Here is a 21,623-nt window from a genome sequence, read left to right on the forward strand (position 1 = left end):
GAGGTGCGACATGGTGGCCCGATGGGGGCGGATGTGCAGGTGTGCGCGAACTGTCCGGAACCTGTCCTGCGGCCGACGGCGATCGCCTGGCACAACCACTGCGGGCCGGGTGCCGAACTCGTCGGCCGGCGAATGGAAGTGGTGGCGGAGTTCGGGAACACGCACATCCTGCGGTGCGCGCGATGTGGTGCGGAACGTTTGTGTGCCAAGGGTTGGAAGACTCGGTGCCACCTGTGTCCGGACGAGCGGTCGTCGGTGGAACCGGAGGTTCTCGGCGAGGGCAAGGCAATTCCGCTGATCAAGTCGCACGGCACGAGGTGTGCGGCACGGGCCGGCTGATGACCCGTGGGCGCACCGAGTGCGAGGTCTGCCCGCCGGAAGCCGCGTCACGCGCGCACCGGGCCAAAGCGGACCGGACGCACCTGCTCTACCTGGTGCGGCACCAGAACCTGCTCGAGTTCGGGCACGGTGACGCCGCCCGGGTCAGGGCGCACGTCCCGCTACGGCGCCACGCCCGTCCAGTGCTGGAGGCCGGGCACGCCGACGTGGTGGCCGCCGAACTCGCGCTCAAGCGCCGATTTCGTTTCACCACAAGCAACAACCTGCCGCCGTCGTTCGGCCCCGGCACCGAGGTGGTGCCCCGTGGACGAAGATCGATCTGCGTGACGGGCAGCCCCACGGGGAGGACGTCACGCGTCTTCACCCGCGCACGGCAGCGACACCACCACCGTGAGGCCGCCACCGGGGGTGTCCTCGGCTGTGATCACGCCGTCCATCGCCTCCACGAAACCCTTGGCCACGTTCAGGCCCAGGCCGATGCCCGGGGTCGCGTCGCGGTCGCCCAGCCGTTGGAACGGGGCGAAGGCGGTGGAGGCGGTGTCACGGGGCAGGCCCGGGCCGTGGTCGACCACGCGGAGTTCCACGCGGGCGCCGTGGGCGCTGGCCCGGACCGCCACCCGGGTTCGGCCGTGGCGCAGGCCGTTGTCGATCACGTTCGCCACCACGCGTTCCAGCAGGCCCACGTCGGCCAGCACCGGCGGCAACGACTCGGACACCTCCACGAGGACCTCGTCCGCCCGGTCGAGACCGGTCAGCGCGCGGGCCACCACCTCGTCGTAGGTCACCGGGCGCAGCAACGGGGTCACCGCGCCGGTCGCCAACCGCGACGAGTCCAACAGGTTGTCCACCAACGCGGTCAGCCGGTCCGCCGACACCTCCACCGTCTCCAGCAGTTCCGCGACGTCCTGCGGGGACAGCGTCAACTCCGGACTGCGCAACGCGCCCACCGACGCCTTGATCGACGTCAACGGCGTGCGCAGGTCGTGCCCCACGGCCGACAACAGCGCCGTGCGCAACGACGTCGTCTCCGCCTGCCGCCGCGCGTCGGCCGCCTCCGCCGCCATCCGCTGCTGCCGCAACGCCAGCACCGCCTGACCTGCCGCCGCCTCCAGCACCCGCTGGTCCGCCGCCGGCAACGTCCGACCGCGCAGCGCCAGGTGCACGTTCGCCGTCACCGGCACGTCCACGTCGGCCTCGTCGGGCTCCGAGCACGGCCGCGCGCCCACGCACGCCACCCGCGTCCACGCGCCGTCCAACCGCTCGAGCAAAGCGACCGACTCCAGCCCGAAGTTCTCCCGCACCTTCTCCAGCAGCCGGGCCAACGGGTGCGCCGCCGCCAGCACGGTCCGCGAGTACGACGCCAGCAACGCCGCCTCGGTGCGCGCCCGCGCGCCCTGCTCGCCCAACCGCGCCGCCCGGTCGACCACCAGCGCCACGAGCACCGCGACGACCACCATCACCACCAGCGTCACCAGGTTCTCCGGCTCCGCGACGGTCAGGCTGTAGAGCGGCTCGGTGAAGTAGTAGTTCAGCAGGCCCGCGCCGAAGAACGCGGCCACCAGCGCCGGACCCAGCCCGCCGACCAGCGCGACCACCACGATCGCCAGGAAGAACCCCATCAGGTCGGTGGCGGAGGACAGGTCGTCGCGCCACAACGTCCCGATCCCGGTCACCAGCAACGGCGCCGCGACCGACAGCAGCCAGCCCACCAGTCGGCGCCGACCGCGCAGCGACGGCGAGCCGGTGCCCCACCGCACCCCGCGCCGAGCCTCGTCGTGCGTCACCATGTGCACGTCGATGGACCCGGACCGACCGACCACGGCCGAGCCGATCCCCTCGTCGAACACCCGCGCCCACCGCGACCGCCGCGACGTGCCCAGCACCAGCTGGGTCGCGTTCACCCCGCGCGCGAACTCGAGCAGCGCGGACGGCACGTCGTCGCCCACCACGTTGTGGAACGTCGCGCCCAGGTCCTCGGCCACCCGCCGGAACCCGGCCACCCGTTGCAGCGGCACGCCGACCAGCCCGTCGCCGCGCAACACGTGCACCACGAGCAGCTCCGCGCCCGCCCGCACCGCGATCCGCCGCGCCCGCCGGATGAGCGTGTCGCTCTCCGGACCGCCGGTGATCGCCACGACGACGCGCTCCCGCGCCTCCCACGTCTCGGTGATGTGCTGCTCGCTGCGGTAGCGCTGCAACGCCACGTCGACCTGGTCGGCCACCCACAGCAGCGCCAGTTCGCGCAACGCGGTCAGGTTGCCCACCCGGAAGTAGTTCGCGAGCGCCGCGTCCACCTTGTCCGCCGCGTAGACGTTGCCGTGCGCGAGCCGGCGGCGCAGCGCCTCCGGCGTCAGGTCGACCAGCTCGACCTGTTCGGCGCGCCGCACCACCTCGTCCGGCACGGTCTCGCGCTGCGGCACGCCGGTGATGCGCTCCACCACGTCGTTCAACGACTCCAGGTGCTGCACGTTCACCGTGGACAGCACGTTCACGCCCGCGTCGAGCAGCTGCTCCACGTCCTGCCACCGCTTGAGGTTGTGCGAGCCGGGCGCGTTGGTGTGCGCCAGCTCGTCCACCACGACGACCTCGGGCGAGCGCGCGAGCACCGCGTCCACGTCCAGCTCGGCCAGTCGCACGCCCCGGTGCCACGTCTCGCGCTGCGGCAGCTGCTCCAGGCCGTCGAGCAGGGCCGCGGTCCGGGCCCGACCGTGCGTCTCGACCAGCCCGACCACCACGTCCGCGCCGCGCTCGACCCGCCGATGCGCCTCGCCCAGCATCGCGAACGTCTTGCCGACACCGGGCGCCGCGCCCAGGTAGATGCGCAGCTCGCCGCGCTTGCGTCCGGTCACCACCAGCCCAGTGTGCTAGGCGATCGGCAACTCGGCCCACACCGTCTTGGTGTCGTCGGCCACCCGGATGCCCCACGAGCTGCTCAACGACTCGACCATCCGCATGCCGTGACCCCGGTGCGGCCCGAGCGTGGACGCGCCGACCTGCGGCGACCGGTCCGGGCTGCCGTCGCTCACCTCGACGCGCACCTCGGCGACGTGCCGGCGCAGCACCAGCAGGTGCGGGCCCTCGGCGTGGTCGCACGCGTTCGCGGCCAGCTCGGTGCACACGAGCTCGACGTCCTGCACGAACTCCGGGTCGAGGTCGCTCAGCTGTTCGGCGACCCGGCGGCGCATGCGCGCGAGGTCGGCGCCGTCTACCTCCAGGGCGAGGACGTCACCGTCGGCGGTGTCTCCGGCGTTCGGCGGTTCGAGGAGCATCCGATCAACCGCTCCCCCGCGTCGCGAGCGCCGTGTCCAACGAGTCGTGCAGTTCCAGCGCCCGGTGCAGGCCCACCGCGACCAGCGCGCGCCGGACGACGGGCGCCGTCACCACGCGCAGCAGGCCGTCGCTGTGGCTGAGCTTCTCGTGCGCGACCAGCAGCGCCTCGATGCCCGCCGACGAGAAGAACCCGACCTCGCCGAGGTCCGCCACGACCACGCCACCGCAGGGCGACTCACCCGCCAACGCCACGAGCGGCGTGCGCAGGCCCTCGGCCGTGGCGATGTCGATCTCGCCGCGCACCGTCAGCACGACCAGGTCGTCGGCGATCCGACGAGTGGTCGTGTCCAACCCTCCGGTGCGTCCTGTTGACGTCATCAGTGCCATCCTGGGTGACTCATCCTCGCGGGTGGAAGTGGGCGCGCTGGTGGCTCAACGTCGCCGTCCTCCCAGGAGATCACACGGTCGGGACCGCCGCACGACAAACGATCAGGTGGTCGCGCGCGCGTCGGGTAGTGGGATGTCCGCCCGACGGCCGGGCCACCCCGCGACCCGACCCTATCCGCACGTCCCGCGCCGGCCTCGACCTCCCCGGCGGAACGTGGCACCCCTGGTCTCGAGGTGCCCGCCGCCGGCCCGGCTCAAACCGCCCGTCACCGGATCAGCGCGGAGATCACCTGCTCCGCGGTGACCGGCACCGAGAACATGGGGTAGTCGTACTTGATCGCGTTGTCGTGCTCCTCGTCCGACGTGCCGGCGACGCAGTCGGTCAGCGTGACGACCCGGTAGCCGTTCTCGTAGCCGGTGCGCATGGTCGACTCGACGCAGCAGTTGGTCAGGAAGCCGCCGAGCACGATCGTGGTGATGCCCTTGCTGCGGAGGATGAAGTCCAGGTTCGTGCTGGCGAACGTGTCCAGGCCGCGCTTGCCCTCGACCACGATGTCGCCCGGACCGGGCGCGAGGTCGTCCACGATGGCCGCGCCCCAGCTGCCCTTCACGAACGCCTTGCCGTCCACGACGCCCTTGAGGATCCCGTACGGGTGGGCGGAGATCTCGTTGTAGCCCTCGGCGAAGGTGATGGGCGCGTGCATGACCGTCACGCCCGCCGCCCGCGCGGCCGCGACCAGCTCCACCGTCCGAGCCAGCATCCCGGTGCGCTCCATGACGCCGCTGACCGCGCCGTGCAGCACGCCGCCCTCGGAGGTGAAGTCGTTCTGGTACTCGATGAGCACCACGGCGGTGGTGGCGGGGTCCAGCGTCAGCTCGGTCATGGGTGGCTCCCGGGGTTCGGCGCGCGGGGTTCGGCGCGGCGGCGTTCGGCGCGGCGGTGTCCGGCCCGATTCAACGGGGCCGACCGGACGACGGCAATGCGACGTACGGGTTGTCGGCGCCGCTCACGGCACGAGCACGACCTTGCCCGCCACGGTCCCGGACTCGGCCAGCGCGACCGCTTCGGCAACCCGCTCCAGCGGCACCCGTGCCGCGACCTGCGCCCGCAGTTCGCCCCGCGCGAGCAGGCCGAACACCTCGCCGAGGTCGCGGCGCAGCCCGGCGCGGAACCTGTCCGCGTCGCGCCGACCGGCCCAGATGTTGAAGAACCCGGCCCGGTGGCCGTCCGGTCGCGCGTTCCACCACAGCAGCCGGAGGAACAGCTTGAGCACCGGCAGCCGGGACGAGCCCGCCTCGTCGCGGGTGGACGCGGTGCCGTAGGAGACGAGCGTGCCGCGGCGGGCGAGCAGCCGGTAGGAGTCGACCAGCCCGGGGCCGCCCACGTGGTCGAACACCGCGTCGACGCCGTCCGGCGCGAGTGCCCGGACCCGGGCCCGCACGTCGTCGCGGTAGTCGACCGGGATCGCGCCCAGCGCGCGCACCGCGTCGTGGTGGCGCGGCGAGGCGGTGCCGATCACCCGGGCGCCCGCCAGCACGGCCAACTGCACCAGCGTGGACCCGACACCGCCGTTGGCGCCGTGCACCAGGACCGTCTGCCCGGACCGGACGCGCGCGACGCCGTGCAGCATCCGCCACGCGGTCAGCCCGTTGACCACGAACGTCTCAGCCTCGGCCGGGTCGACCCCGTCGGGCACCTCGACCAGGTCCGCCGCGTCCAGCAGCACGTGGCTGGCCCAGCCGCCGACCTTGGTCAGTGCCGCGAACCGCCCGCCGACCAGGCGCGCGTCGACACCGGCGCCGACCTCGACCACCGTGCCGACGAGGTCGTAGCCGGGCACGAACGGGAACGCGGGCTGGTCGTAGTACTTGCCGCGCCGCATCTGCTGCTCGGCGAACGACACCCCGCTGGCCTCGACCCGCACGAGCGCCTGCCCCGCGCCCGGCCGCCCGACCTCGCGTCGCCGCACCTGGAGCCCCTCCGGCTCGACCACACCGGGCAGGACCACTTCGAGCAGCTGTTCGGCGGACATCTCGACTCCTAGTGAGTGGTTGGTCAATCACTCTTTCCAGGCCGAGTCAACACCCCGCGAACACGCGATGTCAAGAATGAGTGATTGGCCAGTCACTCCACCGCGCCGACATCGGCGACGGCGGGCCGATCCGGGACGACGGGCGCGGCGGGTTCCACGGGCACGACGGGGTCGACGCGCCGCAGGGCGAGCGCCACCAGCAGCACCACCCCGGCCAGCCCGTAGGAGTTGCCGACCACGTGCTGCCACCAGCTCCAGGACAGCTCCGCGTCCGACGAGCTGGGCATCCACCACAGCGGCGCCACCGCGAACAGCACCGCCGCCCCCGCGGCCCACCACCGGTGCCGCCCGATCCCGAGCAGCAACCCGGGCACGACCCACACCCAGTGGTGCGACCAGGACACCGGCGAGATCAACAACCCGCCGACCGCGACCGCGAGCAGTGCCGCCACCCGGTTCTCCCCCGCCCGCCGCACGGCCGACCACACCAGCACGACGACGCCGAGGGCGAGCACCGCCCAGAGCGCCGACCCCACCGCCTCCGGCAACGACAGCCGGCTCAGGAAACCGCGCAGCGACTGGTTGGACACGTAGGCGAGCCCGCCGACGCGGCCGGGGTCCAGCAACGACTCGAACCAGTACTGGAGGGTGTCCGTCGGCGCCGCGACGAAGCCGACCAGCCCGAACCCGGCGAACGAGGCGAGCGCGGTGAGGACCGGCTTGACCTGCTTGCGCGGCAGGAAGAACAGCACGAACACCAGGGGCGTCAACTTGATCGCCGCGGCGAACCCGATCAGCAGCCCCCGCGGCCACCGCGGCCGCGGCGACAGGCAGTCGAGCGCCACCACTCCCAGCAGCAGCAGGTTGATCTGCCCGAAGGACAGCGTGCTCCGCACCGGCTCCAGCAGCAGCGCCCCGCAGGCCAGCCCCGTCCCGACCACCACCGCCCGCACGCCGGGCCCGCACACCTGCCGCGCGCCGACCAGGCAGACCGCGGTGAGCAGGAACAACCCCGAGCCCGTCCACAGCAGCACGGCCACCGACCACGGCAGCACGGCCAACCCGCTGAACAGCACCGCGGCCAACGGCGGGTAGGTGAACGGCAACGCCGGCCCCTCGAGCGGCCGGGGGAACCCCTCGGCGTACAGCCGAACCCCCCGCAACCACGCCTCGCCACCGACCAGGTACACCCGCAGGTCGATCAGCCCGTCACCGGACCCCGCCACCACGACGGCCGCCATCACGCCCATCACCACCAGGCAGCACAGGAATAAGCCATGCCTCAGGTCAACACGCCGACGCACGAGTAATCGACTCCCCCATTTGGTTGTTGGGGCCTATCGTATCGACCTCGCCGAAGGCTTCGGGTTCGCCCCCGCGCACCTCGCCGGAGGCGGCGATCCGACCGCCACCCGTCCACATTCGCGACGAGTGGCGGTCGGCGGCACGGAAATTACCGGCGTCGGGCGCGCCGAATTCACCGAGAGGTCGGACCCGACCGGCGGTTGGTTATTCCCGGGCGATTATCGCGCCATTCGCGGCGCGATCCGGTCAGCAGACGTGCGAGTACCAGGCGTTGTCGACCGCCGCCGCGCCGCCGATGTCGACGGTGCCGTTGCCGAAGATCTTCTTGTACTCGTTCGGGCCGGAGGAGTAGTCCACGATGATCCAGATACAGTTGGTGCCGCAGTGCGTGTAGTACGCGGTGGTGTGGTCCTCCCAGAAGCCGCAGGGGTTGGGGAGCAGGGCGTTCGTCGCGCTTCCCGCCACCTCGCCGACCTGCGCGGCCGGGGACGCGATCGCCGACACACCGGTGAACACCAGGCCCAGCGTGGCCATGCCGAGAACCGCGGCCGCACGTAGAGCACGCATCAGATTTCTCCTTCGAGGATCGGAACAGCGTCGAAGAGTTCGATCGACGGGCACGCCGAACAACGGGTGCGGCATTGTCGGGGAATACCACGAAGAACCCGCCCGACGTCGGCCGGAACCGAATCGGGACAGCCCTCGGACCGGTCCGCACAGGCACGGACCGGAGAGTTCGACCGAATATCTTCGCCCCCCGGCGCTACCGGATTTTCCACACCCCCGTCCGGCAAGTACGAGTTAATCGGCTCCCGATGATCCGGTCAAGGGATCCGATCCGCAGTGCCCCGACCGCCTCAGCACGACCGATTTCCCCGGGCAGATGATCACGCTCGGTGAAATTCACTCGGTCGGGGTCGGGGATACCTCACCCGGACGGCCCATCACTCGCCGGCTTTTGTGCCCGACCGGCCACCACAAGGCCATTTCCGGTAACACCGGACAACGAATACACCCGCCGCCGGTGAACGACGGCGGGTGGCCACCTCCCGAGCCGACGGCTCAGACGCGCTGGGTCTCGCGCTGCTCCATCATCGCCCGCCACGCCGCGTCCCGCGCCGCTTTCCGCTTGCGCCCCAACAGGAACGCGGCCAGGGCCAGCACCGCGAGGCCGCCGCCGATCAGGTACCAGCGCAGGCGGTACGCCCACGACGTCGACGCCGTGGTGCGCCGGGCCTCCGCCGCCGCGCCCGCCGGCAGCTCGTCCGAGTGCGACGCGCACACCAGCGGCGGGTCGTCGTCACCCACCCGCGCGCACGCCGTCGCGGCCAGCCTGAGCTGGTCGCGCGGCGTCTCGGTGACCGACGCCGTCACGTGGAACTCCGCCTCCCCCGCCGCCGGCAGCGTCACGGTCCACCCCACCTCGCCCTTGCCCTCGGCGCCGTCGTGGTCGGCCGACTCGTAGGCCAACCCGGTCGGCAGGGTGAGCACCACCTTGAGGTCCGCCACCTCCTCCGCGCCGAGGTTGCGCAGCGTCACCGCGTAGGTGAGCGTGTCGCCGGGCGCGGCAGACGTGCGGCCGTCGTCCACGCCGATGCTCAACTGCGGCTGGTCGCCCGACTGGTCCGCCCACGCGGCGGGCGCGGCGAGCGCGATCACCACGGCCGCCACGCCCAGCGTGCGAACGACGAGCATCCTGGTCCTCCGGTTCTCACTGCGCACTGGCGATGTACTCCAACGTCGTGGTGTAGGTGTCCGAGGGGACGAGGGGGATGTCCACCCGGTAGTCGTTGCTCACCGCGTCACCACCGGGTGACGACGGCGCGTTCTGCCGGTGCACGAGCCGCGGATCGGTCACCGACAGCGGTTGGAACGCGGTCGTTCCGCTCTCCCGCACCGCCAGCCGCTCCACCGGGATCGACGCGCCGTTGCCCGGCGTCACCGCGTTCAGCGCCGGCCCCGTCGCGCGCACCGTCACCACGTAACCCGTGGTGCTGTTCGTGGTCACGGTCATCGTCACGATCCCGTCCGCGCTCACCGCCGAGTTCGGCAGGCCGGACAGGGTGAACGACTGCGCGAGCCCGGTCAGCGCGATCGTGCGCGCGGCGATCGGCGTGGACGTCGAGCACGGGCACGTGTTGCCGGTCGTGGTCGACGTGACCCGGTTGACGAGCACCCCGTCACCCGTCGCGGACACCGGCACGGCCACCGAGTAGCCGATCACCACCCAGGAACCCCTTGCCAGCGGCCCGGTCCAGGACACCACACCGTCCGAATAGGACACCGAGCCCGAGGACGCCGTCACGTCGCCGCGGTAGGACGCGTCGTCCAGCACGCCCGCGAGCGAGTCGGTCAGCGTCGCGGCCGGCAGCGCGGCCTCGCCGGTGTTGACCGCGGTGATCGTGTACGCCAGCGTCCCGCCCGCCACCACCTGGGCGCGGTCCGCGGTTTTGGTGATCTCCAGCCGGGGCACCAGGACCGGCACCGAGGTGCGGCAGCGCGACCCGTCCCCGCAGTCCGCGCCGGGCGAGGTGGAGGACACCGAGTTCGCCAGCACCCGGTCGCCGGTCGCCGGGAAGCGGGTGGTCACCGAGTAGGTGACGGTCGCGGTGTCGCCCTTGGCCAGCGGACCGGTCCACGACAGCACGCCCCCGACCACCTCGACCTGGCCGACCGTGGCCGTCGCGTCGTTGTTGTAGACCGCGTCGTCCAGCACGCCCGCCAGCGAGTCGGTGAACCGGGCCGGCGCGTACGGCGTCTGCCCCGAGTTCGTCACCACGACCGTGTACCGGACCGCCTGCCCGGCCACCGCCGTCGTGGTGTCCGCGGACTTCGCCAGCGTCAACCCCGGGATCAGCACCGGCACGAGCGTCGAGCACGCGGCCGCCGTGCCGCCGGACGGGCAGGTGCTGCCCGGGTCGTCGGACACCACGCCGTTGGTCAACTGCCGGTCGCCCGTCGCCGGGCTGTTCACCAGCACCGAGTAGGTGATCACCGCCGCCGCGCCCTGCGGCAGCGAGCCGGTCCAGGTGACCGTCGAGTCCGCGTACCCGACCACGCCGCCGCCGACCACCGCCGCGTCGCCCCGGTACGCGGCCTCGCCGAGCAGTCCGGTCAGCGAGTCGGTGACCGTCGCCGCCGAGTACGTCGTCTGCCCCGTGTTCGTCACCACGATCCGGTACCCGACGACCGAGCCCGGCGTGGTCGTGGGCGTGCTCGTGGTCTTCGCGATCGACAGCGCCGGCACCAGCACCACCACGGTCACCGAGCACGACGGGTCCGTCCCACCCGGACGGCACGTGCTGCCCGGCGCCGAGGACGCCGACGTCGCGACCAGCCTGCGGTCGCCGTTGTCCGGATCGGACACCACCACCGACCAGGTGATCGTCACCGTCGCGCCCACCGCCACGTCGCCGACCCACGACACGGCGGGCGCGGCGTAGGTCGCGGTGCCCGAGGACGCGGTGACCCGACCGTCGAACGTCGCGTCGTCCAGCGCCGCGGCCAGGTCCGTCGTCACCGTGACACCGGTGTACGGGGTTTGCCCGGTGTTGGTGACGGTCGTGGTGAAGGAGACCCGGCTGCCCGGCGTCGTGGTCGTCGGGTCGGCCGACGTCGTCACCCGCAACCCGGGGATCAGCACCCGCACCGTGTTGACGCACGGCGACCCCACGCCGCACGTGCTCCCGGTCGCGGCCGACGACACCGACGTGACCAGCGACCGGTCGCCGGCGTCCGGATCGGACACCACCACCCGGTAGGTCACCACGGCCTGCGCGCCGACCGCGAGGTCGCCGGTCCAGGTCAGGTTCGTGCCACTGTAGGCCACCGCGCCCGCCGTCGCGGTCGCGCCGCCGGGGTACGCCGCGTCGTCCACCACCCCGGCCAGGCTCGTGGTGACCGTCGCCGCGGTGTACGGGGTTTGCCCGGTGTTCCGGATGGTCACCGTGTAGCCGACCGTCGAGCCCGGCGTGGTGGTCGTGGTGTCCGCGGTGACGGCGACGGCCAGCGCGGGTACCAGCACGTCCACCGTCGCCGTGCACGGCGCGGCCGGCGGACAGCTGCTGCCCAGCTCGGCGGAGGACACCTCGTTGACCATCTGGTGGTTGCCGTAGTCGGGATCGCGCACCCGGACCTGGTAGGACACCACGGCCCGCTGCCCGAGGCCGAGGTCTCCGGTCCAGGTCAGCACCGGCGCCGCGTAGTTCACCGCGCCCGAGGTCGTCGTGCCGCCGACGTACTCGGCGTCGTTCAGCACGCCCTCCAGCGAGTCCCGCACCACCGCGCCCTGGTACGCCGTCTCGCCGGTGTTCGCGATGGTGACCGTGTACCCGACGAGAGCGCCCGGCGCGGCGGCCGTCCGGTCGGCGGTCTTGGTGACGGTCAACCCCGGCGTGAGCACGCGGACGCTGGTGCGGCACACCGGGTTCGTGCCGCCGACCGGGCAGTTGCCGCCCGCGACCGACGACGTCACCACCGTGGTCAGCACCTTGTCGCCGCGCGGCGGGTTGTCCACCGTCACCGAGCCGGTGATCACCGCGCGGGCGCCGACCGCCAGGTCGCCGGTGAAGCTGATCCGGGCTTCCGCCGGCACGATCACCAGGCTGCCGATCGTGGTGGTGGCGTCGCCGTTGTACGTCGCGTCGTCCAGCGCGCCGGCGAACAGCGCGTCCGCCGTGACCCCGTTCAGCGCCACCTTGCCGACGTTCTCGATCACCACCGTGTAGGGCACCACGTCGGTCGGCTTGGCGGTCGTCACGCCCGCCGTGTTGGTGATCCGGATCCCGGCGATCGGCACCGTCACCGCGCAGCGCGGGTCCGTGCCGCCCGCCGGACAGGTGCTGCCCTGCTCGGCCGACACGACCACCTGGTCCAGGTCGTAGTCGCCGGACACCGGGTTCGCCACCACCACCGCGTAGGTGATCGTGGTCGACGCGCCGACCGCGAGCGACCCCGTCCAGGTCAGGTCCGTGCCGGCGACCGCGACCGTGCCGCCGGTCGCGGTCGGCGCGCCGTCGAGCGCCGCGTCGTCCAGCACGTCGGCCAGCGGCACCCGGAACGTCGCCCCGGTGTACGCGGTCTGCCCGGTGTTGGTCGCCGTCACGGTGAACACCACGCGCCTGCCCGGCGCGGTCGAGGTCTGGTCGGCCGACGAGGTGAACGTCAGCGCGGGCGTCAGCACGGCGACCGTGGTGCGGCACGCGGCGTTGCCCGACGCGGGCGGGCACGTGCTCCCGGCGTCGGTCGAACCGACCGTGTCGACCATGGTCTTGTCGCCGGTGGCCGGGCGGCGCGCGGTCGCCGTGTAGGTCACCACGGCCTGGGCGCCCACCGCCAGGTCGCCGGTCCAGGTCAACGACGGCGCCGTGTAGGACACCGCGCCTCGGGTCGCGACCGCGTTGGCGTCGTAGGTCGCGTCGTCCAGCAGGCCCGCCAGCGCGTCGACCACCGTCGCGCCGGTGTACGGCGTCTCGCCGGTGTTCGCGATGGTGATCGTGTAGCCGACCGTGCCGCCGGGCACCACGAACGTCGCGTTGGCGGACTTGGTGATGGTCAGCGCGGGCAGCAGGACGGGCAGCGACGCCGTGCAGCGGGCGTCGGTGGTGCCGGACGGGCAGTTGTTGCCCGGCGCGGTCGACTGGAGCGTGCCCTTGAGCAGCCGGTTCCCGGTGTCGGGGTCGCGCACCTGCACCTTGCCGGTGACGGTGACCGTGCCGCCGACCGGGATCGAGCCGGTCCAGGTGATCGACGTCGAGGTCAGCACCAGCGAGCCGGACGACGCGGTCTGCTCGCCGTAGGGCACCGCGTCGTCGAACGTGTCGGTGGTGGGGCTGGAGATCGTGATGCCGGTGTAGGCGTACTTGCCGGTGTTGGTGAACGTCGCGGTCAGCGTGGCGATGGACCCGGGCGTGGTGGAGGTCTGCGCGTAGGCCTGCTGGAGCACCAGGGACGCCACCGGGATGCTGGAGAAGCACCGCGCGTCCTGCGCGCCCGCGTTGCAGTTGTTGCTGGTGAGCAGGGAACCCGCGTTGACGTTGCTGTTCAGGACCTTGTCGCCGGCGCCGGTGGTGGTGACCGAGTAGGTGACGGTGGCCGTGCCGCCGCCCGCGACGCTGCCGTTCCACACCACGCCCTGCGCGGTGTAGGTGACCACGCCGATGCTCGCCACCGCGTCGTTGTTGTACGTCGCGTCGTCCAGCACGCCCGCGAGGTTGTCGGTGTAGTTGGCCAGCAGCACCGGCAGGACGCCCGAGTTCGTCGCGGTGATCGTGTAGTTCACCTTGGCGCCGACGGTCGTGTAGCTGACGTCGGCGGTTTTGACGAACGTCAGCGTGACCGAGTTCAGCACCGAGACGGTGGCCGTGCAGCGCGAGTCGCCGCTGCCCGAGGCGCAGTTGCTCCCGACCGACGTCGAGGTGACCGTGTTGGTCATGGTGCGGTCGCCGGTGGACGGCGAGCGCACGGTGCCGGTGTAGGTGATCGTCGCGGACGCCCCGACCGCCAGTGCGCCGGTCCACGACACGGTGCTGTTGGCGTAGCCGACCGTGCCGGCCGTCGCGGTGGCGTTGTTGTTGTACGTCGCGTCGTCCAGCACCGCGGTGAGCGGGTCGGCGAACGTGGCCGCCGCGTACGGCGTCTGGCCCGAGTTGGTCACCTTGATCGTCCACGTCACGTCCGACCCGAGCGTCGCGGTCGGCACGTTCGCGGTTTTCACGATCGTCAAGCCGGGCGTGAGCACCGTGGTGGTCGTGCCGCAGATCGACGCGCCGCCGCCCGGCGGACAGGTGCTGCCGACCGCGGCCGACGCCACCGAGGTGATCATCGACTTGTCGCCGGTGGGCGGCGACTTCGCGGTGGCGGAGAAGGTCACCGTCGCGGTCGCGCCCGCCGCGAGCGTGCCGGTCCAGGTGAGCGTCGGGCTGGTGTAGCTCACGCTGCCCGACGTCGCGGTGGCGTTGCCGTCGTAGGTCGCGTCGTCCAGCAGGCCGGCGAGGGCGTCGGTGACCGTGATGCCCGTCTGCGGCGTCTGGCCGGTGTTGGCGATGGTGATCGTGTAGCCGACCGTGCCGCCGGGCGCGACCGACGTGGCGTTCGCGGACGTCGTGACGGTCAACCCGGGCACCAGCACGGTGGTCTTCGCGGTGCAGCGGGTGTCGGTGGTGCCGGACGGGCAGTTGTTCCCCGGCGCGGTCGACTGGAGGGTGCCGGTGAGCACCTTGTCGCCGGTGTCCGGGTTCTTCACGGTCAGCGTGCCGGTCACGGTGACCGTGCCGCCGACCGGGATCGAGCCCGTCCAGGTGATCGCGGTCGAGGTCAGCGCGAGCGTGCCGGAGGACGCCGTCTCGTCGCCGTTGGGCACCGCGTCGTCCACCGTGCCCGCGCTCGGGCTGGTCACCGTCACGCCGGTTTGCGGCACCTGGCCGGTGTTGGTGAACGTCGCGGTCAGCCGGACCACCGCGCCCGGCGTGGTGGTGCTGTCCGCGTAGGACTGCTGGAGCACGAGCCTGGCCACCGGGACGGTGCTGGTGCAGCGCGCGTCGCCGGTGCCGGACACGCAGTTCGCGCCGCGCGCCGTGGAGGTGACCGTGCCGGTGACCAGGTCGTCGCCGGTGTCGGCGGCGTGCACGGTGACCGAGGTGGTCACCGTCGCGGTCGCGCCCACCGCCAGGTCGCCGGTCCACTTCAGCGTGCCGCCGGTCAGCGTGACCGTGCCGCGGTCCGCGGTCGGGCCGGCCGTCACGTCGGCGTCGTCCAGCACACCCGCGAACGCCTCGGTGACGGTCGCGCCGGTGTACGGGGTCGCGCCCGAGTTGGTGATCGTGAGGGTGCGGACGATCACCGCGCCCGGCGTGGCGGTGCTCTTGTCGGTGGTGGTGCTGATGGTCAACCCCGGCACCTGCACGCTCACCGCGGCCGTGCACCGGGTGTCCGTGCCGCCCTGTGGGCAGTTGCTGCCCGGGCTGCCCGAGACGACCGTGTTGAGCAGCCGCTTGTCGCCCGGGTCCGGGTCGCGGACCACCACGTCGTAGCTGATGGTCGCGGTCTGTCCGGGCGTGAGCGTGCCGCTCCACGAGAGCACCGGCGCGCTGTAGGACACCGTGCCGCGGGTGGCGGTCGCGTTGGCCGAGTAGACCGCGTCGGTCAGCACCGTGGACAGGTCGTCGGTGAAGGTCGCGGGTGACTGGGTGGTTTCGCCGTTGTTGACCACCGCGATCGTGTAGGTGACCCGGTCGCCCGGCGTCACCGCCGACGCGCTCGCCGTCTTGGTGATCGTCAGGCCGGGCACCAGGACCGGCACCGTCGTGCCGCAGGACGAGCCGGTCGAGCCCGGTGGGCAGGTGCTGCCGGGCGCGGTCGAGGACGCGGTGAGCCGCAGCGCCTTGTCGCCGGTGACCGGGTTGTTCACCGTCGCGGACAGGGTCGTGGTGGCCGACGCGCCGGGCGCGAGCGACAACGTCCAGGTCAGGGTGCCGTCCGCGTTGGTGACCAGGGTGCCGGTGCTGACGGTGGCGTTGTTGTCCGACGTCGCGTCGTCGTAGACGCCGCGCGGGTCGAGCGTGACGGTGACCGGGCCGTAGGTGGTCTGGCCGGTGTTGGTGACCTTGGCGGTATAGCCGACCGTCTGGCCCGGTGTCGCGGTGGCCTTGTCGGCGGTGACCGCGAACGACAGCGCCGGCACCAGGACCGCGACCGTGCTGGTGCAGCGGCTGTCGGTGCCGCCCTGCGGGCAGCTGCTGCCCGCGTTGGTCGACACGACCGTGCCGGTGAGCGAGCGGTCGCCGGTGTCCGGGTCCTTCACCCGCACCGAGTAGGTGACGGTCGCGCTCGCGCCGACCGCGAGCGTGCCCAACCAGGTGATGGTCGAGTTGGTGTAGCTGACGGTGCCCGACGTGGTCGCCGCGTCACCCAGGTAGGTGGCGTCGTCCAGGATGCCCGCGAGCGGGTCGCTCACCGTCGCGCTGGGGTAGGCCGTCTGGCCGGTGTTGGTGACCGTGACCGTGTACTTGACCACCGAGCCGGGCGTGGTGGTCGCGACGTCGGCGGTTTTCGCGATGGTCAGCTGCGGCACCCGGACCTGGACCGTCGCGGTGCACGCGCCGCTGGTCGAGCCCGGCGGACAGGTGCTGCCGGACGCGCTGGAGGACGCGACCGTGGTCAACGTCTTGTCACCCGGATCGGGGTTGCGCACGGTGACCGAGCCGGTGACCGTGACGCTCGCGCCCGCCGCCAGGTCACCCGTCCAGGTGAGGTTCGGCGCGGCATAGGAGACCGTGCCGCCGGTCGCGGTGGCGTCGTTGTTGTACGTCGCGTCGTCCAGCGCGCCGGCCAGCGCGGTGGTGACCGTGATGCCCCGGTAGGCGGTTTGGCCGGTGTTGGCGATCGTGGTCGTGTAGCCGACCGTGCCGCCCGGCGTGGTGGTGGAGGTGTTCGCGGTGTGCGTGATCGACAGCGCGGGCACCAGCACGGTCACCGTCGCGGTGCACTGGGCCGCCGTGCCGCCGCTCGGGCACGAGCTGCCCGCCGTCGGCGAGACGACCGTGCCGGTGAGCGAGCGGTCGCCGGTGTCCGGGTCGTTCACCGTGGCGGTGTAGGTGATCGTGACGGTCGCGCCGACGGCGAGCGCTCCGGTCCAGGTCAGCGTCGAGCCGGTGACCTGGACCGCGCCCGAGGAAGCGGTGCCGTTGCCGTCGTAGACCGCGTCGTCCAGCACGCCCGCGAGGCTGTCGGTGATGGTCGCGGCGGGGAACGCGGTCTGCCCGGAGTTGGTGGCGGTGATGGTGAACCGGACCGTGCCGCCGGGTGTGGTGGTCGCCGTGTCCGCGGTTTTGGTGATCGTCAGGCCCGGGACGGTCACCGTGCTCGAGCAGCGGGCGTCCGTGCCGCCCGACGGGCAGTTCGTGCCCAGCGTGCTCGACGTGACCGTGTTGGTCAGCACCTTGTTGCCGGTGGTCGGGTTGTTGACCGCGACGGAGTAGGTGATCGTCGCGGTCGCGCCCGCCGCGACCGTGCCCGACCAGCCCAGCGTCGAGGACGAGTAGGTGAGCGTGCCGGTGGTCGCGGTGGCGTCGTTGCGGTAGGTCGCGTCGTCCACCACGCCCGCCAGCGGGTCGCTGAGCTGCACCGGGAACGCGACCGCGCCGGTGTTCGCGACGGTGATCGTGTAGCCGACGGTGGCGCCGGGCGCGGCCGAGGAGGTGGTGGCGGACTTGGTGATCACCAGCGGACCCGGGTTGACCGTGACCGACACCGACTTCGTCGCGGTCTGGTTGAACGAGTCGGTGACCTGCACGGTGAACGCGTAGGTGCCCGCCGCGGTCGGGGTGCCGACGAGCTGGCCGGTGGCCGGGTTGAGCGTCAGGCCCGGCGGCAGGCTGCCCGCGGTGACCGCGTAGGCGAACGGCGCGGTGCCGCCCGTGACGTCGAACGTGGTCGAGTACGGGACGCCGACCTGCCCGGACGGCGGCGGCGTGGTGCCGAACGCCGGCTTGGCCGCGATGGTGATCGTGGCGGTTTTGCCCGAGGTCTGGTTGAAGGCGTCGGTGACCTGGAGCGTCACCGGGTAGCTGCCCGCGGCCGTGGGCGTGCCGCTGACCAGGCCGGTCGAGGTGTTCAGGGTCAGGCCGGGCGGCAGGCTGCCCGCCGTGACCGCCCACGTGTAGGGCGCGGTGCCGCCGGTGACCGTGGCCTGCGCGCTGTACGCGGCGCCGACCTCGCCCGCGGGCGGCGTGAACGCGGCCACCGGCTGGGCCGCGATCACCACCGTGACCTGCTTGGTCGCGCTCTGCCCGCTCGCGTCGACCACCTGCACGGTGAACGTGTAGCTGCCGGCCGTCGTCGGGGTGCCGCTGAGCACGCCGGTGCCCGGGTTCAGCGCGAGCCCGGGCGGCAGGCTGCCGGCGCTGACCGACCAGGTGAACGGCGCGGTGCCGCCGGTGACGGTGAACTGGGTGCTGTAGGCGACGCCCACCTCACCCGACGGCGGGGCCGGGAAGGTCAGGCTGGGCGAGAAGTTCGGCGTGACGGTCGGCGACTGCGCGGACGGCGGACCGGTGCCGGCGGCGTTCTGCGCGGCGACCGTGAAGGTGTAGGCGGTGCCCGGGGTCAAGCCGGTGATCGTCTGCGTGGTCGTGGTGCCGGAGAACGTCTGCGGCGCCTGGGCGACACCGTTGACGTAAGGCGTGACGACGTAACCGGTGATCGCGCTGCCGCCGTTGCTGCTCGGCGCGGACCAGGTGAGCGTGGCGGCCGAGTCGCCCGCCGACGCGGCGGTGATCGTGGGCGCGGTCGGCACCGTGTACGGCACCACGGCGTTCGACTTCGCGCCGGCGGCCGAGGTGCCGTAGGCGTTCGTGGCGGCCACGGTGAACGTGTACGTCGCGCCCGCGGTCAACCCGGTGAGGGTTTGGCTGGTCGCCGTGCCGGAGTACGTCACCGGGGTTTGCGCGACGCCGTCGCGGTACGGGGTCACCGTGTAGCCGGTGATCGGGCTGCCGTTGGCGGCGGGCGCGGTCCACGTGACGGTCGCGCTGGTGATGCCGGCGGTCGCGGTCGGCGCGGCGGGCGTCGCGGGCGCGGAGGCGTAGGTGTACGGCGCGGACGCGGCCAGGCCCTGGGTGACGGCCGTGACGGTGACCTGCGCGGCGCTGGAGCGGCCCGGCATCGACGGGATGACCAGGGTGGTGCCGCTGGTGATCGTGAAGCAGTTCGTGGTGGCCGTGCCGACGCACGGGAACAGGGTGACCGGCGTACCGCCCTGCTGCTCGGTCGTCGTGCCGATCTCGATCGCGGTGGCGGTTCCCAGGTTCGTGCCGGTGACGGTGACCGCGCCGCCGCCCGCCGTGGAGCCGGCCGACGGGGTGACCGCGGTGACCGTCGGCGTCGCGGGCAGGGTGCCCGCCGTGGTCGCCGAGTCGGTGGCCGGGTTGCCGTCCGCGCTGGACACCGTCGTGGGCGAGCCGCTCTGCACGGTCGCGGCGGTGATCGTGGTCGTGGCGATGCCGACCACGGTGATGTCGGGCAGCGTGGTCCCGTTGGCGAACGACGTCGCGCTGGTCGTGCAGGTGACCGACTGGCCGACCGGTGTCGCGCACACCCAGCCGGTGCCGTACGCGCCCTGCGGCGCCACGCCCGTCGGCACGGTCTGGGTCACCGAGACCGCCTGCGTCTCGTCCGCGCCCGCCAGCACGCTCGGCGTGACCTTGTAGGTGACCGGACCGCCCGCGGTGACCGTGGCCTGGGCGTAGCTGGTGGTGTCGATCGCGAGCTGCGGCACCGGGTTGAACGTGAGCGCCTTGACGTTGCCGATCTCGTGCACGTCCGTGACGCCGCCGGTGGAGCCGATGAAGCCGAACGCCAGCTGCTTGGGCACGCCGCTCGCGTTGAGGTAGCTCGCCGACGGGTAGAGCGACGAGGACACCGAGGGCAGCGTGCCGGACAGCGTCTTGGCCGTGCCGCCGACCGGGGTGGCGACGACCTTGTACGTGCCGCCGGACACCGAGACGCCCGACGGCGAGGTGTAGGTCAGCGTGGTCGGGTTGATCAGCACCTGCACCGGCACGACCGACGCCGCCCTGGTCGCCGCCTTCAGGGTCAGCTTGGAGGCGGCGGTGCCGGAGTAGGTGGTGGTCAGGCCGCAGTAGCCGACCGTGCCGTTGCCCGGACCGCGCACCACGATCGCGCCCGCGACCGCCGCGGAGATGGTGGACGGCACGGACGTGCAGCCGGAGCCCTGGAAGGACGGCGAGCTGTAGTTGCCGTAGACGTCCAGGCCGATGCCGAGGTAGCCGTTGGTGAGGCCGACCAGGCCGGAACTGGTGGAGTAGCCGAGCGAGCCGCCCTGCGGGCCGATCGCGGTCGGCGGCGCCGGGTTCGCCGGGTCGACCGCCGCGAGCACGAACGAGATGCCGTCCGCGCCGCTGCCGCCGTACTGGTAGCTGTTGAAGCTGATGTCCAGGCCGTTGGACGTCGGGAAGCTCGTCTTGCCGTACACGCCGCCGATCTGGGTCGCGACCGCCGAGGTGAACCGGAGCTTGCCGTTGCCCGCGGTGTCCGTCGTGCCGACGCAGCTCAGCAGCGGACCGGTGGTCAGGTTGCCCACCGCGGTCAGGCAGGCCGCGTTCACGCCGCTGACCGGGGTCGGCACGGTGACCGTGCCGGTGCCGTTGACCGTGCTGTTCGCGAAGGAGTTGTCGAACAGGGTGGTGCCGGCGGCGCGCGCCGTGCCGGGCGTGACCACGCTGGTGACGGCGGCCAGCAGGGTGATCACGACGGCGAGCGGTAGCGCCCTACGCATCGCGGTTCATCCGCGCCGCCTCCCGCGCCACCTTCGCGCGGTACCTCACCCGGCCGAGCCGGAACAGCAGGAACGCGAGCAGGGCGGCGCCCAGCACGATGCCGATCAGGTGCAGCGGCACCACGACCACGGTGGTCGACGCGCGCTGCACGGTGCCGTCGGGGTTGCGGAAGGCGACACCGGGGTGGCAGACGCAGAACAGCGGCGGGTCCCAGGCCGCGCTGACGTCGCGGGTCGAGCCCCGGGACACGGTGAAGTCGGGGAACACCGCCCGCTCGCCCGCCGTGTCGACCAGGATCGCGTCGTCGCCGCGGAAGTCGCGGTGCACGGTGCCCGTGTTGCGCACCACCGCCGACACCTCGACCGGGCCGCCGAGCGCGAAACCGTCCGCGGTGAGCCCCTCGACCACCGCGGAGTCGTCCAGCGCGCCGGGCACCGTGACGTAGATCGGCGCCGCCACACCCCGGTTGATCCGCACGTTCTCCACCGTGCGACCGGCTTCGACCAGGAACACCACCGCCACCTGGTGGTCGCCCGCCTCCGGCTCGGCGGGCACCTCGACCGTCGCGGTGACGATCTGGGTCGCGCCGGGACCGACGGTGAACGCGGTCGGCGACAGCGTCACCCAGCCCGACGCCGAGTACGGCGCGTCCTGCTGGAACACCAGCGACCCGTCGCGGCCGCCGGTGAAATCGCGTTCCTGCACGACCACCGTCGCGGCCGCCTGACCGCGGTTGACCACGGTGATCTCGTGGACGTGGTCGGCGTCGTCCGCGCCGGCGGTGATCCGGGTCGGGCTCACCAGCAGCGAGAACTCCGCCGGCACGGGCTGGTAGGAGGTGTTCGCGGTCGGGCGCGCGGAGGTCGAGGAGGGTGTCGGGGTGGACGGCGGGGCGGTCGGGGTGGTCGCGGTGGCCGCCGCGCTCGGCCAGGTGGCGAGCAGCACGCAGACGGCCACCAGCGCAGCACGTCGGGTCGTGCTGGTCATCGGGGCG

General features: G+C 72.6%; 10 protein-coding genes. All 10 read right to left on the minus strand.

Going from position 1 to position 21,623, the window contains the following annotated elements; translation table 11 throughout:
• Positions 1-689: 689 nt before the first annotated feature.
• On the minus strand, positions 690-3,191 hold the full coding sequence (locus AB0G50_RS11295; protein WP_360105409.1) for a sensor histidine kinase KdpD: 2,502 nt from the start codon (positions 3,189-3,191) through the stop codon (positions 690-692).
• Positions 3,192-3,203: 12 nt separating this feature from the next.
• Positions 3,204-3,608 carry an ATP-binding protein gene (locus tag AB0G50_RS11300; RefSeq protein WP_360105412.1) on the minus strand — a complete coding sequence of 135 codons (405 nt, stop codon included), beginning with the start codon at positions 3,606-3,608 and terminating at the stop codon, positions 3,204-3,206.
• Positions 3,609-3,612: 4 nt separating this feature from the next.
• Positions 3,613-3,987, minus strand: coding sequence for an STAS domain-containing protein (locus AB0G50_RS11305; RefSeq protein ID WP_360105415.1), 375 nt, complete (start codon positions 3,985-3,987; stop codon positions 3,613-3,615).
• A gap of 275 nt (positions 3,988-4,262) precedes the next feature.
• Positions 4,263-4,880 carry a cysteine hydrolase gene (locus tag AB0G50_RS11310; protein ID WP_360105418.1) on the minus strand — a complete coding sequence of 206 codons (618 nt, stop codon included), beginning with the start codon at positions 4,878-4,880 and terminating at the stop codon, positions 4,263-4,265.
• 123 nt (positions 4,881-5,003) lie between these two features.
• The gene (locus tag AB0G50_RS11315) at positions 5,004-6,029 is read right to left on the minus strand and encodes a medium chain dehydrogenase/reductase family protein (protein ID WP_360105421.1); all 1,026 of its coding nucleotides are present in this window, start codon (positions 6,027-6,029) and stop codon (positions 5,004-5,006) included.
• Positions 6,030-6,121: 92 nt separating this feature from the next.
• A complete protein-coding gene (locus AB0G50_RS11320; protein WP_360105424.1) occupies positions 6,122-7,279 on the minus strand; it encodes a glycosyltransferase 87 family protein in 1,158 nt (385 codons plus the stop codon).
• 301 nt (positions 7,280-7,580) lie between these two features.
• The gene (locus AB0G50_RS11325) at positions 7,581-7,901 is read right to left on the minus strand and encodes a DUF6355 family natural product biosynthesis protein (RefSeq protein ID WP_360105427.1); all 321 of its coding nucleotides are present in this window, start codon (positions 7,899-7,901) and stop codon (positions 7,581-7,583) included.
• 495 nt (positions 7,902-8,396) lie between these two features.
• Complete coding sequence (locus tag AB0G50_RS11330; RefSeq protein WP_360105430.1) at positions 8,397-9,029, minus strand: hypothetical protein; 633 nt, start codon at positions 9,027-9,029, stop codon at positions 8,397-8,399.
• Between the two features lie 16 nt (positions 9,030-9,045).
• Positions 9,046-20,628, minus strand: coding sequence for a fibronectin type III domain-containing protein (locus AB0G50_RS11335; protein WP_360105433.1), 11,583 nt, complete (start codon positions 20,626-20,628; stop codon positions 9,046-9,048).
• Complete coding sequence (locus tag AB0G50_RS11340; RefSeq protein WP_360105436.1) at positions 20,621-21,616, minus strand: hypothetical protein; 996 nt, start codon at positions 21,614-21,616, stop codon at positions 20,621-20,623. The genes AB0G50_RS11335 and AB0G50_RS11340 overlap by 8 nt, the downstream gene beginning before the upstream one ends.
• Positions 21,617-21,623: the final 7 nt, after the last annotated feature.

The sequence above is a fragment of the Actinosynnema sp. NPDC020468 genome, from assembly GCF_040642015.1.
Lineage (GTDB): Bacteria > Actinomycetota > Actinomycetes > Mycobacteriales > Pseudonocardiaceae > Actinosynnema.